Below are 13657 nucleotides of genomic sequence, written 5' to 3' on the forward strand. Positions count from 1 at the left end.
CACGATTCCCTGGCCCGCCGGGCCCACCCATCCGGGCAACCTCAGCCCGAAATGCCGAAAACACCACCTACTCAAAACCTTCTACAGCGGGCCTGACGGATGGCGGGACCGTCAACAGCCCGACGGCACCATCGTGTGGACCGCACCCACCGGCCACACCTACACCAGCGTGCCCGAAAGTCGAATCCTGTTCCCCCACAAGCAGGTCGACACCCCACTACCGGACGGGCCACCGTCGAACGTCACCGATCTCGACACCCCACCAGCACCGGGCCGCGGCATCATGATGCCCATCCGACGCCGGACCCGCGCCCACAACCAGGCCCAGCGCATCGCTTACGAACGCGCCCTCAACGACGCCGACCTCCAAGCGATAGCGGCCGGCCAAGAAGCCGCCGACCGACGCCACGCCGCCCGCGAAGCAGCGCGCCAGGCCGCAGAACAACAGGAATCCACCGGACAACGCCCACCCACCGACAGCGACATCCCACCACCATCCGCGTCAGGCACCGAAGACTGATCGGACGACGGCCTCATCGCCGTCGACTTCGACGAGTCCGAGTGCACGGGCATCGCTGAGGGCAAGAGCACCCGCGGCGAGACCGAGGATGCAGGCGGGGCCCGCGCTGATCGAGGCATCAAGCTTGCGGCCGTCGGGCGGACCGATCTCGAAGCCGGAACGGGTCGCGCGCAGCTGCAGGGTCTCATCGCCGAGCACGAGGCCGATCGTCACCGCAGAGCGGACCTTGACCCGGCCGTCGAGCAGGGCCGGGACAGCGAGGGTGAGCCACTCCGGCCGGAACGAGTCACTGCCCGCGGGACCGCTGATCATCAACGGTGTCGACCAGCGGAGCAGGCCTTCGATCGGCTGGCGCAACTCCGCACCCCATGGCGTCAGGGTGTATTCGACCACGCTGCCCTCGCCGGCCAGCCGGCGCTCGACCACCCCCGCGGCCTCGAGATCGCGGAGCCGGTCGGCGAGCAGGTTTGTCGCGATGCCGGGGAGGCGCTCGATCAGATCGCGATAGCGGGCGGGTGCGATGAGGAGTTCCCGCACGATGAGCAGGTTCCATCGGTCGCCCACGATTTCGAGGGAGCGGGCGAGCCCACAGTACTGGTCGTAGCTGCGCATCGCTCCGCCCTTCTACTTGAATTTCTCAAGTGACTATGAGATGTTCAAGCATACCGGAGGCTGATTCGACGAGGGGTTGCCATGACCAACACCGCTCAGACCACCCGGCCCGCCTGGGTCGACGACGATCTGTTCCCGTTCGAGAGCCACTTCATCGAGATCGACGGCCACACCGTGCACTACGTGGACGAAGGGTCCGGCCCCACACTGTTGATGCTGCACGGCAATCCGACGTGGTCATTCCTGTTTCGCGAGGTAATCAGCTTGCTGCGCAAGGACTTCCGGTGTATAGCCCTCGACTACCCCGGCTTCGGGTTGTCCACACCGAGACCCGCTTACCGCTACCTACCCGAGGAGCACGCCGACGTCGTCACCGCGTTTGTCGACGAGCTGGACCTCAGGGACGTCACGTTGGTCGGGCAGGACTGGGGCGGCATGATCGGCCTTGCGGTGGCGCAGCGGCGGCCGGGCGTCTTCCATCGGCTGGTGCTCGCCAATACCTGGGCCTGGCCAGTCAACGGGACATTCCACTTCGAGTGGTTCGGTCGCATCGTCGGCGGACTCCCGATGCGTTTCCTGGTCCGGCAATTCAATCTGCTCGTCAACGCCTTCATCCCGACCGGCCACCAGAGGCGCAAGCCGACCGAAACCGAGATGGATCACTACCGCCGGGCGCTGGGCACCGCCGAACGGCGTCAGGCGTCTGCGGTACTCCCAGGCCGGGTCCTTGCGAGTCGGGATTTCTTCGCCGAGGTGGAGGCCGCGCTGCCGGACGTCGCCCATCTGCCGACGCTGATCGTCTGGGGCGACGCCGACATTGCCTTCCGTCCCCAGGAGCGTGAGCGGCTGGAAGCGACGTTCCCCAACCACACCACGGTGATCGTCGAGGGCGCCGGAACCTATGTCGAGTCCGACGCCCCCGAGGAATTCGCCGCGGCGATCCGCACGTTCAGCGACGGCGCGCGACAGCCTTCCGAGTAGCGGCGTTCAGCCGGTTCCACGAGTTGATGACGGTGGCCATGCCGACGACGTGCGCGAGCTCGCGCTCGGTGAACACCGCGGCGGCTTGGGCGTACACGTCGTCCGGAACCGGACCGTGGCTCAGATCGGTGATGGCCTCGGTGATGGCCAGCGCTGCCCGCTCACGGTCGGTGAACAGATCGCCGGCCTCCTCCCACGCGGCAACCAGGGCCAGACGCTGCTCGGTCTCGCCGAAGCGGCGCGCGTCGTGGACATGCATGTCGAGGCAGAAGGCGCAGTGGTTGAGCTGCGAGGCGCGAATCTTGATCAGCTCGCCGATGGTCGAATCGAGCTCCTTGGACGCGGCATTGCTGAAGGCCATCATCCCGGCGTAGAGCTCGGGAGCGGCGTCGTAGATATCGATGCGCTTGGTGTGGGCGGTGGTGGTCGGTGCGTTCAGTGTCTCGGTCATGGCATCCACGTTAGCCATGAAAAACCCGCGAACATGGTTCAATTTGTACGTGGTTTCATGGGCCAATTCTGAGGCGAACAGCGCTGGGCTGGACCTGCATCTGGACCTCGGCCACACCGTGCACCCGGGCCGACGCGGCACCCGTGACCAGCTGATCAGGGCACTGAGAGACGCGGTCCGGTCAGGTCGATTGACGGCCGGCACCATGCTGCCGCCATCCCGATCGCTGGCCACCGACCTCGGATTGGCCCGCAACACCGTCGCCGAGGCCTACGCCGAATTGGTCGCCGAGGGCTGGCTTGGCTCGCGTCAGGGCGCGGGCACGTGGGTTGTCGGCTCGCACACCGAATCTGCGCCGGTCACCCAGCGCGCCCAACCGGGCACCCCCACGCACAACCTCATGCCGGGTTCCGGAAACGTCGCGGCTTTTCCTCGGCAGGCCTGGCTGGCGTCGGCGCGCCGGGCCCTGACCAACGCCCCGACCGAAGCGCTCCGCACCGGCGACGCCCGCGGGCGACCGGAACTGCGCGCCGCATTGGCCACCTACCTGGCCCGGGCCCGCGGCGTCCGCACCACGGCCGAATCGATCGTCATCTGCGCCGGGACTCGCCATGCCGTCGAGCTGCTGTCGAAAGTGTTCGCGCCGGGCACCATTGCCGTCGAGGACTACGGGCTGTTCCTGTTCCGGGACGCCATAGACGAGAACGGAGCCGGCACGGTGCCGATCCGGATCGATGACCACGGCGCCGTCATCGATGATCTCGAAACCACCGGCGCGGCAGCGGTTCTACTCACCCCGGCGCACCACTTCCCGCACGGCGTACCCCTGCATCCCGCGCGGCGCACCTATGCCATCGACTGGGCAGTCCGCACGAAAAGCTATGTCCTGGAAGACGACTACGACGGCGAGTTCCGCTACGACCGACAACCGATCGGCTCCATGCAAGGACTCGATCCCGACCGAGTGGCCTATCTCGGCTCGGCCAGCAAGAGCCTGTCGCCCGTGCTGCGGTTGGGCTGGATGGTGTTGCCCGACAACCTGATCGACCCGGTGCTGGCCGCGGCGGGCGGGCAGCAGTTCTACGTCAACGCCATCGACCAACTGACCATGGCCGACTTCATCGAATCCGGCCAGTACGACAAGCACATTCGCCGGATGCGCAACAGCTACCGCCGGCGGCGAGATGCGCTGGCGGCCAAGCTGTCCGGGCTGGATGTCGAAATCAGTGGGCTGTCTGCCGGACTGCACGCCTTGATCCGGCTGCCGGACCGGACCGAACACGAGGTCATGCGCCGCGCAGCCGACGCCGGAATCGCGCTGTCCGGGCTGGCGCTGCTGCGGCACCCCGAAGCCGCGCCGGACACCCCGCACCAGGACGGCGTGGTGGTGAGCTTCGGCACGCCGGCCGACCACGAGTTCAACGCCGCGCTCGACGCACTGCATGCCGTGCTGGCAGCCGTCAGCCGGTGAGCGACGCCAACTCCGCCTCGAGATTGGCCCGGGCGGCGTCCTCCCACAGCCGCTGCCCCTCGACCGTGCGGTACAGCGACGGCCCGGCCAGCATGGCCGCGATCATCCGGCCCCGCCACATTCCAAAGTCCGCGTCGCTGACGTGGCGGTACTCGGCCCGCACCCGCGCGGTGTTGTGCTGATAGTCCGCGGGCGGCACCGCCAGCACCGCCAGGTCGGCGTCGGACAGCACCTGGCCGTTGTGGTCGTCGGCCGCCGGGTCGTGCGTGATGGTCACCCGCACCAGCCGCCCCACTTCCGCCACGAACGCCGGGTCCACGCCCAGATCGGCCAGGTCCGACTCGGCGAGCAGAGCGCTGTTCTCCTCGTCGTCAGACTGCCCGGCGTACACCGCGTCGTGGTACCAGGCAGCCAGGCGCACGGCGTCAGGATCATCCGCGAAGCCCTCCAGGGCGTCCACTCCGGACAGGATGCCGCGCAGGTGACTCAGGTCGTGGTAACTGCGGTGTGGCTCGGCCCAACGACCCAGCAGCGACGCCCCGACGTCGTCGACGCGCGGCGACACAGAATGCCGCGCCAGCAGTGTGTGCCATGCCTGGAGCAAATCGGTCACGAGTCCATGGTGCACGTAAGCTGCCCGGGTGGCCGAGCCAGTCGACATCCCCGCCGAACACAGTGCCGAGAAAGCCGTCGAGGCGTCCTTGGGTCTGGTGACGCAGGCGTGGCGGTTCGTCGTCACCGGCGGCTTGTCCGCGGTGGTCGATTACGGCCTGTATGCGCTGCTCAGCGCCGTCTTCGTGGCGAACGGCATGCCGGACGCACGGGCCACGCTCATCGCGAAGACACTCAGCTTCGTCGCCGGCACGACGACGGCCTACCTGATCAACAGGCGCTGGACCTTCCAGGCCGAACCCAGCCGGGCGCGATTCATCGCGGTTGTGACCTTGTACGCAGTCACCTTCGGCCTGCAGGTCGGCATCAATCAGCTGTTCTATCTGCAATTCGAGGGCGAGTCCTGGCGACGGCCTGTGGCCTTTGTCATCGCCCAGGGCACGGCGACGGTGATCAACTTCGTGGTGCAGCGAGCCGTGATTTTCCGGTTGAAGTGACGTTGCCCGGTACCCTTTGACCGTTATGTCTACCCAGCCTGACGCCACGCTGCCCTTGACGCGCCGCGCCCTCACCGGGTTCGGCCGCACGGCACCGTCCGTGGCAAACGTGCTGTCCACACCCGATGTCTCAGTGATCGCCGAGGCGGTCAAGCGGGTTGCGGACGCAAACTCTTCCAGCCCCGCCCACCTGCGCCGCGGCATCCTCGGCCGCGGTCTCGGCCGGTCCTACGGCGACCAGGCCTGCAACGGCGGCGGCATCGTCGTCGATATGACGGCGCTGAACCGGATCCATTCGATCAGCTCCGAGACGGCCATCGCCGACGTCGACGCCGGCGTCAGCCTCGATCAGCTGATGAAGGCCGCGCTGCCGTTCGGGCTGTGGGTCCCGGTGCTGCCGGGCACCCGGCAGGTCACCGTCGGCGGCGCGATCGCCTCGGACATCCACGGCAAGAACCACCACAGCGCGGGCAGCTTCGGCAACCACGTACTGTCGCTGGATCTGTTGATGGCCGACGGCGAAGTGCACACCCTGACCCCCGACGGACCGGACAGCGAACTGTTCTGGGCGACCGTCGCCGGAAACGGGCTGACGGGCATCGTGATCCGAGCGCGCATCAAGATGACCCGCACGGAGAGCGCGTACTTCATCGCCGACGGCATCGCCACCGCGGATCTGGAAGAAACCGTCGCGGTGCACCAGGACGGCAGCGAGGACAACTACACGTACTCCAGCGCCTGGTTCGACCTGATCAGCCCGGAGCCCAAGCTCGGCCGCGCCGCGGTGAGCCGGGGCAGCCTGGCCAAGGTGGATCAGCTGCCCGCCAAGCTGGCGAAAGACCCGCTGAAGTTCACCGCGCCGCAGTTGCCGTCGATCCCGAACCTGTTCCCGGTCAGCTTCATGAACAAGCTCTCGCTGTCGGCGATCGGCGAGGCGTTCTACCGGATGAGCGGTAACTACCAGGGCAAGATCGTCAACCTGACGCAGTTCTACCACATGCTCGACATCACCTCGGGTTGGCAATATGCCTATGGCCCAGCGGGTTTCGCGCAGCACCAGTTCCTGGTTCCGCCCGACGCGCTCGAAGAGTTCAAGGGCATCATCCGCTGGATGCACACCCAGAAGCAGTACTCGGCGCTGAACGTCTTCAAGCTGTTCGGCCCGGGCAACAAGGCGCCGCTGAGCTTCCCGATGCAGGGTTGGAACGTCGCCCTGGACTTCCCGAACCGGCCGGGTGTCAACGAGTTCCTCAACGAACTCGACAAGCGCGCAATGGAATTCGGCGGCCGCGTGTACACGGCCAAGGACTCCCGCGTCAGCGCCGAGAGCTTCCACCGGATGTACCCGCGGATCGACGAGTGGATCGCCACCCGCCGCAAGGCTGACCCCAACGGCGTGTTCGCCTCCGACATGGCCCGCCGCCTCGAACTTCTCTAGGAGACCCATGATTGACGCAACCGGCAACCCGCAGACCATCCTGCTGTTCGGCGGTACCTCGGAGATCGGCCTGGCCATCGTCGAGCGCTACCTCAAGAACGCCAAGGCGCGGGTGATCCTCGCCGACCTGCCGAACGCCCCGAAGCGCGACGCCGCCATCGCACAGATCGAGGCGGCCGGCGCCAAGGAGGTCGTGTACCTCGACTTCGACGCGCTGGACACCAAGTCCCATCCGGCGATCATCGAATCCGCCTGGGCGCAGGGCGATGTCGACGTCGCGATCGTCGCGTTCGGCATCCTCGGCGATGCCGAGGAGCTGTGGCAGAACCAGTCCAAGGCCGTGCTGACCGCCCAGATCAACTACACCGCAGCGGTTTCCGTCGGCGTGCTGGTCGCCGACTTGATGAAGGCGCAGGGCTTCGGGCAGATCATCGCGATGTCGTCGGTCGCCGGTGAACGGGTCCGGCGCTCCAACTTCGTCTACGGCTCGACCAAAGCCGGCCTCGACGGCTTCTACCTGGGTCTCGGAGAAGCGTTGCGGGAGTTCGGGGTTCGCGTCCTGGTCATCCGCCCCGGCCAGGTCCGCACCACCACCACGCTGGACCACTGGAAGGCCACCGGCGCCAAGGAAGCACCGTTCACGGTCGACAAGGAAGACGTCGCCAACCAGGCCGTCGCTGCCGCCGCCAAGGGCAAGGAGCTCATCTGGGCGCCCAACCCGGTGCGCTACCTGATGGCCGTCATCCGGCACATCCCGCGGTCGATCTTCCGCAAACTCCCGCTCTGATGCGCAGCGCACTGGCCGCGGGAGCCAGGGTGAGCGGCCAGATGCTGGCCGCCATGGCACTGGCGGTGCTCATCACGGTCATTGCGCTGCAAGCGATTGCCCGCGTCCAGTGGCCGGCGTTCAACTCGTCGAACCAGCTGCACGCCCTGACCACCGCGGGCCAGTGCGCCGTGCTGATCGGCCTGCTGCTGACGGGGTGGGCCTGGCGCCGCGGCTGGCACAAGAGCGCCAAACTGGCGGCCACGTCGCTGCTGGCCGCGTTCTCGGTCGTCACCCTCGGCATGCCGTTGGGCGCCACCAAGCTGTACCTGTTCGGCGTCTCGGTGGACCAGCAGTTCCGCACCGAGTATCTGACCCGCCTGGCGGATACCGCTGTGCCGCACGACATGACGTATCTGGGCCTGCCGCCGTACTACCCGTCGGGCTGGTTCTGGCTGGGCGGCCGGGTGGCCGCGCTGACCGGAACCCCCGCATGGGAGATGTTCAAGCCGTGGGCGGTCGTGTCGATCACCGCGGCGATCGTGGCCGCATTCGTGTTGTGGGCGGCCATGATTCGCTTCGAGTACGCCCTGGCCGTCACCACGGCGACCGCCGCGGTGACGCTGGCCTACTCGTCGACCGAGCCGTACTCGGCGGTCATCGTGGTGCTGCTGCCGCCGGTGTTCGTGCTGGCCTGGTCGGGACTGAAAGCCACCTCGCCGGAGGCGAGCAATGGCGCACGCCGGGGCTACGCGGCAGTTCTCGGCACCGGGATTTTCCTCGGCATCGCCGCGCTGTTCTACACCCTGCTGTTCGGCTACGTGGCCTTCACCCTCGCGCTGATGGCGCTGCTGCTGGCCGCAACCCGGCGCCAACTGCAGCCGCTGATCCGGGTGGCCGTCATCGCCGTCATCTCCGGCGCCATCGCGGCCATTCACTGGGCGCCGTACTACCTGGCGGTGCTCAAGGGCCACCCCGCCGACAAGGGCACCGCGCAGCACTACCTGCCGATGTCCGGCGCGCAGCTGACCTTCCCGATGCTCGACGCCACCCTGCTGGGCGTCATGTGCCTCATCGGCACGCTGTGGCTGGTGGTCAAGGCCCGCAGCTCGACCCGCGCCGCGGCGTTGGCGATGGCCGTCGGGTCGGTGTACGCGTGGTCGCTGCTGTCGATGCTGGCCACCCTCGCGCGCACCACGCTGCTGTCGTTCCGGTTGCAACCCACCCTGCTGGTGCTGCTGGTCGCGGCCGGCACCTTCGGCTTCCTGGAAGCCGCCCGCGGGCTGGCGCACCACTACGCGCAGCCGACCACCAACCGCGTCATCGCGGTGGCTGCCACCATCGGCGCGATCGGCGCGGTGTCGTTCAGCCAGGCGATCCCCGACATCCTGCGGCCCGACATCGCCGTCGCCTATACCGACACCGACGGCTCCGGCCAGCGCGCCGACCGTCGTCCCCCCGGCTCCGAGCGCTTCTATCAGGAGATCGACCGGAAGATCACCGCGGCGACGGGCCGGCCCCGCAACGAGACCGTCGTGATGACCGCCGACTACAGCTTCCTGTCCTACTACCCCTATTACGGGTTCCAGGGCCTGACGTCGCACTACGCCAACCCGTTGGCGCAGTTCAAGGAACGCTCCGGCGCGATCGAGAGCTGGGCGACCATGACCAGCCCCGACGAGTTCGTCAAGGCCCTCGACACGATGCCCTGGCAGGCGCCGACGGTGTTCCTGATGCGCCACGGCGGCACCGGCACCTACACGCTGCGGCTGGCCGAGGACGTCTACCCCAACCAGCCCAACGTGCGCCGCTACCAGGTGGCACTCGACGAGCGGCTGTTCCACAGCAAGCACTGGCAGGTCACCGATATCGGCCCGTTTGTGCTGGCCATCCGTAGCGGCCACTAACATCTAGGCCCGTGGCCGGGGAACCTGAGGTAGAGCGCAATCACCGTACGGCTCGGTGGATCGCGATCGTCGCCGGACTGCTCGGCGCGTTCCTGGCGATGGCGACGCCGCTGCTGCCGGTCACCCAGACCACGGCACAGCTGAACTGGCCGCAGGCAGGCGTGCTGAAGAGCGTCGACGCGCCGCTGATCGGCTATGTCGCCACCGACCTCACCATCACGATCCCGTGCTCGGCGGCCGCCGGCCTCACCGGCCCCGCCACCACGCTGCTGTCCACGGTGCCCAAACAGGCGCCCAAGGCCGTCGACCGCGGCCTGCTGATCGAGCGCGTCGGCGGCGACCTGCTGGTCATCGTGCGCAACACCCCGGTGGTCAGCGCGCCGTTGACGCAGGTGCTCAGCCCGGCCTGTAAGGAACTGAAGTTCACCGCGCACGACGACAAGGTCACCGGCGAGCTGGTCGGTCTGGTGCAGGGCCCGAAGGACAAGAACCCCGGCAAACCACTGCGCGGCGAGCTCAGCGGCTACGACTTCCGCCCACAGATCGTCGGCGTGTACACCGACCTGTCCGGCGCGGCCCCGGCCGGGCTGACGTTCTCGGCCACCATCGACTCGCGCTACAGCACCTCCCCGACGCTGCTGAAGATGCTCGCGATGATCTTCGGCGTGGCGCTCACCGTCGTCGCACTGGGCGCCCTGCACGTACTGGACCGCGCTGACGGCGTCCCGCACAAACGGTTCCTGCCACCGCGCTGGTGGTCGGTGAAGCCGCTCGACGGCGTCGTGGCAGCGACCCTGGTGTGGTGGCACTTCGTCGGCGCCAACACGTCCGACGACGGCTACATCCTGACCATGGCCCGCGTCTCCGAGCACGCCGGCTACATGGCCAACTACTACCGCTGGTTCGGCACCCCGGAGGCGCCCTTCGGCTGGTACTACGACCTGCTGGCGCTGTGGGCGCACGTGTCCACGTCGAGCATCTGGATGCGCCTCCCCACTCTCCTGATGGCGCTGGCGTGCTGGTGGGTGATCAGCCGCGAGGTGCTCCCCCGCCTCGGCCACGCCGTCAAGAACAGCCGCGCCGCCGCCTGGACCGCCGCCGGGATGTTCCTGGCGTTCTGGCTGCCGCTGAACAACGGCATCCGACCGGAGCCGATCATCGCGCTCGGCATCCTGCTGACCTGGTGCTCCGTCGAGCGCGGCGTCGCCACCAGCCGGCTGCTACCGGTGGCCATCGCCATCATCATCGGCGCGCTGACGCTGTTCTCCGGCCCGACCGGCATCGCCGCGATCGGCGCGCTGCTGGTCGCCGTCGGCCCGCTGAAAACGATTGTGGCGCGGCATACTTCGCGGTTCGGCTACCTGGCGCTGCTGGCGCCGATCCTGGCCGCCGGCACGGTGACGGCGATCCTGATCTTCCGCGATCAGACCCTGGCCGCCGAGATCGACGCCAGCTCCTTCAAGACCACCGTCGGCCCCGCGCTGAGCTGGTTCGACGAGCACATCCGCTACGAGCGACTGTTCACCACCAGCCCCGACGGCTCGGTGGCCCGCCGGTTCGCGGTGCTGACCCTGCTGCTCGCGCTGGCCGTCTCGCTCGCAATGTCGTTGCGCAAGGGGCGAATTCCGGGCACCGCCGCCGGTCCGGCCCGCCGCATCGTCGGCATCACCATCATCTCGTTCCTGGCCATGATGTTCACGCCCACCAAATGGACGCACCACTTCGGCGTGTTCGCCGGGCTGGCCGGATCATTGGGTGCGCTGGCCGCCATCGCGGTCGGCACCGCCGCCATGCGGTCGCGCCGCAACCGGGCGATGTTCGCCGCGACGGTGCTGTTCGTCCTGGCACTGTCGTTCGCCACCGTGAACGGCTGGTGGTACGTCTCCAACTTCGGGGTGCCGTGGTCGAATCAATTCCCCGAGTGGCACTTCGGCTTCACCACCTTCCTGTTCGGCCTGTCGTTCCTGACTCTGCTGTGGGCGGCGTGGCTGCACTTCTACGACCACACCCCCGACCGGCCGGTGAGTCGCTGGGTTCCCCAGGCGCCCTTGGCAATTGCGTCGTGGATCGTGGTGTTCTTCGAAGTACTGTCCCTCACCCTCGGCATGACGCAGCAGTGGCCGGCCTGGTCCGTGGGCCGCTCCAACCTGCAGGCACTGACCGGTAAGACCTGCGGCCTGGCCGACGACGTCATGGTCGAGCAGGACCCCAACGCCGGGATGCTCGTTCCGCAGTCGACGACGCTCGCCGACGCGCTGGGCGCCGGCGGTGCAGAAGGCTTCACCCCCAACGGAATTCCCTCGGACGTCTCCGCAGACCCCGTGATGGAACAGCCGGGCGGCACCAACTTCGCCGACAACGACGGCGGCCCCACCAGCGGCGCGGAGCCGGGCACCGAGGGCGGCACCACCGCCGGAATGGGTGTCAACGGCTCGCGTGCCAAACTGCCGTACAACTTGAACCCGGCCACCACCCCAGTGCTGGGCAGCTGGCGCGGCGGCGTCCAGATCCCGGCACGCATGCGCTCGGGCTGGTACAAACTGCCGCCGCGCGATCAGACCGGACCGCTGCTGGTCGTCGCCGCCGCGGGCCGCTTCAGCCAGGGCGAGGTTCGGGTCGAGTACGCCACCGATAGCCAGGCCGCGGCCGGCAAGATCGCCGGGGCCGTCGGCTTCGCCGACGTCGGCGCGGCACCGGCCTGGCGCAACCTGCGCGCCCCGATGGCCGCCATCCCGCCCGATGCCACCCTGATCCGCATCGTCGCCACCGACGACGATCTCGCGCCTCAGCACTGGATCGCCCTGACGCCGCCGCGCATCCCGAAGCTGCGCAGCCTGCAGGACGTCGTCGGCTCCAAGGACCCGGTGATGCTGGACTGGCTCGTCGGTCTGGCGTTCCCGTGCCAGCGCCCGTTCGGCCACGACAACGGCGTCACCGAGGTGCCCAAGTGGCGCATCCTGCCGGACCGCTTCGGCGCGGAGGCCAACTCGCCGGTCATGGACTACCTCGGCGGCGGCCCGCTGGGCATCACCGAGCTGATGTTCAAGGCCACGCCGGTGCCGACGTATCTGAAGGACGACTGGTTCCGCGACTGGGGCTCGCTGCAGCAGTTCACCCAGTACTACCCGGACGCCCAGCCCGCCCAGATCGACCTCGGGACCGCCACCCGCAGCGGGCTGTGGAGCCCGGCGCCGCTACGCCATTCCTGATCGGCGGCCAATCACATTGGCGCTCAAGGTGTCCGGATGGTCAGACCTGTCGCGAGCAACGCCGTCGCCGACAGTCCGAAGGTCGACTTGAACCGATCGGACAGGTGCGACGGGCTGGTGAACCCGGCCTCGACCGCCGCCACGGTCAGGCTCTGGCCGGCAGCGATCTCGGCGCCGGCGCGGGTCAGCCGACTCCACAACCGGTAGCGGCGCAGGCTCGATCCAGTCTCCTGGCGAAACAGGTGCAAGAACCGGGATTCGGACAAACCGACCGCGGCGGCCAGGTCGCCGGCCGACTCGACGTGCGTGGGGTCGTCGCGAATCTGCTTGGCCACCAGTTCAATCCGCGGATCCATCCGCTGCACCTGGCTAGGTGCGGCGGTATCCAGCCAACGCAAGGCGGCTACATCGTCGGCCGGCACGTTCAGCAGCGCGCGTTCGGCGCGGTGCCGCACATCGATACCGTCGGTGTCGGTGAACAACTCCCGGCATGACGCGGTGCGCGCCGAGGCCGGATCCAGGTAGCAGGACACCAGCCGACCCTGGACCGTCAGCTGGTGACGTATCCGCGGCGGGATCAAGACCGTGCGGGCCACCGTCGTCGCCTGATCCGTCTGCACCGACAGTGGTTCATCGACCCCGACGGCCAAGCAGAACACCGATCCCGAATGGGGTTGCAGGCCCAGGCCAGGTCCGGCGTACAGGGCCTGCCCCGGCCACAGCCACACCGTCGGGCAGCAGGTTTGTGGAAGCGGGGCAGGTGTACCGGACGACATGCTGGACTCCATGCTCAATCTCGACAGGAGGCTACCGTGCAGATCGCCATCATCGCCGTCGTAGGCGTGTTCTTCCTGGGCATGGGTGCGTACGCGCTGGCTGCCCCCGCCGCGATCCTGCGGCCGTTCGGGTTCACGCTCGGCGGTGCCGCGGCGCGCGCCGAAGTGCGCGCCGTGTACGGCGGTTTCGGCCTGGCGATCGCCGGCATCCTCGGGTACGCCGCGGCCACCCCGGGGGCTGTCCGCACCGGCGTCCTGTTCACCGTGGCCGCGGCCCTGGCCGGCATGGCGTTGGGCCGCATGGTGTCGGCGGTGATCGACGACTCGACATCGTTCTACCCCAACTGGTTCTACTGCCTGGTGGAACTGGCCGCCGCAGGGGTGCTGTTCTGGGCCGCCCGCTGACCAAATCGTTCG

Annotated in this window: 12 protein-coding genes and 1 pseudogene; 9 read left to right on the plus strand and 4 right to left on the minus strand. The window is 68.2% G+C overall.

The features are described from left to right. A pseudogene (locus tag AC1U2B_RS03880) lies at positions 1-520 on the plus strand (HNH endonuclease); the annotation flags it as partial. Here AC1U2B_RS03880 and AC1U2B_RS03885 read toward each other — a convergent pair. Then, positions 503-1132, minus strand: coding sequence for a winged helix-turn-helix transcriptional regulator (locus tag AC1U2B_RS03885; protein ID WP_480215758.1), 630 nt, complete (start codon positions 1130-1132; stop codon positions 503-505). The pseudogene AC1U2B_RS03880 and the gene AC1U2B_RS03885 sit on opposite strands and share 18 nt — an antisense overlap. An 81-nt stretch (positions 1133-1213) precedes the next feature. Here AC1U2B_RS03885 and AC1U2B_RS03890 point away from each other — a divergent pair, with 81 nt between their 5' ends. Then, complete coding sequence (locus AC1U2B_RS03890) at positions 1214-2113, plus strand: alpha/beta fold hydrolase (RefSeq protein ID WP_480215759.1); 900 nt, start codon at positions 1214-1216, stop codon at positions 2111-2113. On the opposite strand, the gene AC1U2B_RS03895 is transcribed toward AC1U2B_RS03890, so the two are convergent. Beyond that, positions 2082-2564, minus strand: coding sequence for a carboxymuconolactone decarboxylase family protein (locus tag AC1U2B_RS03895; protein WP_480215760.1), 483 nt, complete (start codon positions 2562-2564; stop codon positions 2082-2084). The genes AC1U2B_RS03890 and AC1U2B_RS03895 overlap by 32 nt on opposite strands. A gap of 49 nt (positions 2565-2613) precedes the next feature. Between AC1U2B_RS03895 and pdxR the strand changes: the two genes are divergently transcribed. Continuing rightward, positions 2614-4035 (plus strand): MocR-like pyridoxine biosynthesis transcription factor PdxR, encoded by a 1422-nt coding sequence (pdxR, locus tag AC1U2B_RS03900; protein ID WP_480215761.1) that lies wholly within the window; start codon positions 2614-2616, stop codon positions 4033-4035. On the opposite strand, the gene AC1U2B_RS03905 is transcribed toward pdxR, so the two are convergent. After that, complete coding sequence (locus AC1U2B_RS03905; protein ID WP_480215762.1) at positions 4025-4648, minus strand: HD domain-containing protein; 624 nt, start codon at positions 4646-4648, stop codon at positions 4025-4027. The two genes, pdxR and AC1U2B_RS03905, sit on opposite strands and share 11 nt — an antisense overlap. 28 nt (positions 4649-4676) lie before the next feature. Between AC1U2B_RS03905 and AC1U2B_RS03910 the strand changes: the two genes are divergently transcribed. The 5 genes from AC1U2B_RS03910 to AC1U2B_RS03930 are packed head-to-tail and all read left to right on the plus strand — an operon-like array spanning position 4677 to position 12464. Further along, entirely contained in the window at positions 4677-5144 is a 468-nt protein-coding gene (locus AC1U2B_RS03910; protein ID WP_480215763.1) for a GtrA family protein, read from the plus strand. A 25-nt stretch (positions 5145-5169) separates the two neighbouring features. Continuing rightward, complete coding sequence (gene dprE1, locus AC1U2B_RS03915; protein WP_043402590.1) at positions 5170-6582, plus strand: decaprenylphosphoryl-beta-D-ribose oxidase; 1413 nt, start codon at positions 5170-5172, stop codon at positions 6580-6582. Positions 6583-6589: 7 nt separating this feature from the next. Next, entirely contained in the window at positions 6590-7369 is a 780-nt protein-coding gene (dprE2, locus tag AC1U2B_RS03920) for a decaprenylphospho-beta-D-erythro-pentofuranosid-2-ulose 2-reductase (RefSeq protein WP_480215764.1), read from the plus strand. Next, on the plus strand, positions 7369-9255 hold the full coding sequence (locus AC1U2B_RS03925; RefSeq protein WP_480215765.1) for a galactan 5-O-arabinofuranosyltransferase: 1887 nt from the start codon (positions 7369-7371) through the stop codon (positions 9253-9255). The genes dprE2 and AC1U2B_RS03925 overlap by 1 nt, the downstream gene beginning before the upstream one ends. Before the next feature lie 11 nt (positions 9256-9266). Beyond that, positions 9267-12464 carry an arabinosyltransferase domain-containing protein gene (locus tag AC1U2B_RS03930; protein WP_480215766.1) on the plus strand — a complete coding sequence of 1066 codons (3198 nt, stop codon included), beginning with the start codon at positions 9267-9269 and terminating at the stop codon, positions 12462-12464. A 23-nt stretch (positions 12465-12487) separates the two neighbouring features. Here AC1U2B_RS03930 and AC1U2B_RS03935 read toward each other — a convergent pair whose 3' ends face one another. Continuing rightward, positions 12488-13240: a helix-turn-helix domain-containing protein gene (locus AC1U2B_RS03935; RefSeq protein WP_480215767.1), complete on the minus strand. Its 753-nt coding sequence runs from the start codon at positions 13238-13240 to the stop codon at positions 12488-12490. Positions 13241-13276: 36 nt separating this feature from the next. Here AC1U2B_RS03935 and AC1U2B_RS03940 point away from each other — a divergent pair, with 36 nt between their 5' ends. After that, a complete protein-coding gene (locus AC1U2B_RS03940) occupies positions 13277-13645 on the plus strand; it encodes a DUF4345 family protein (RefSeq protein WP_480215768.1) in 369 nt (122 codons plus the stop codon). Positions 13646-13657: the final 12 nt, after the last annotated feature.

This window comes from Mycolicibacterium sp. P4_G11, from assembly GCF_056555145.1.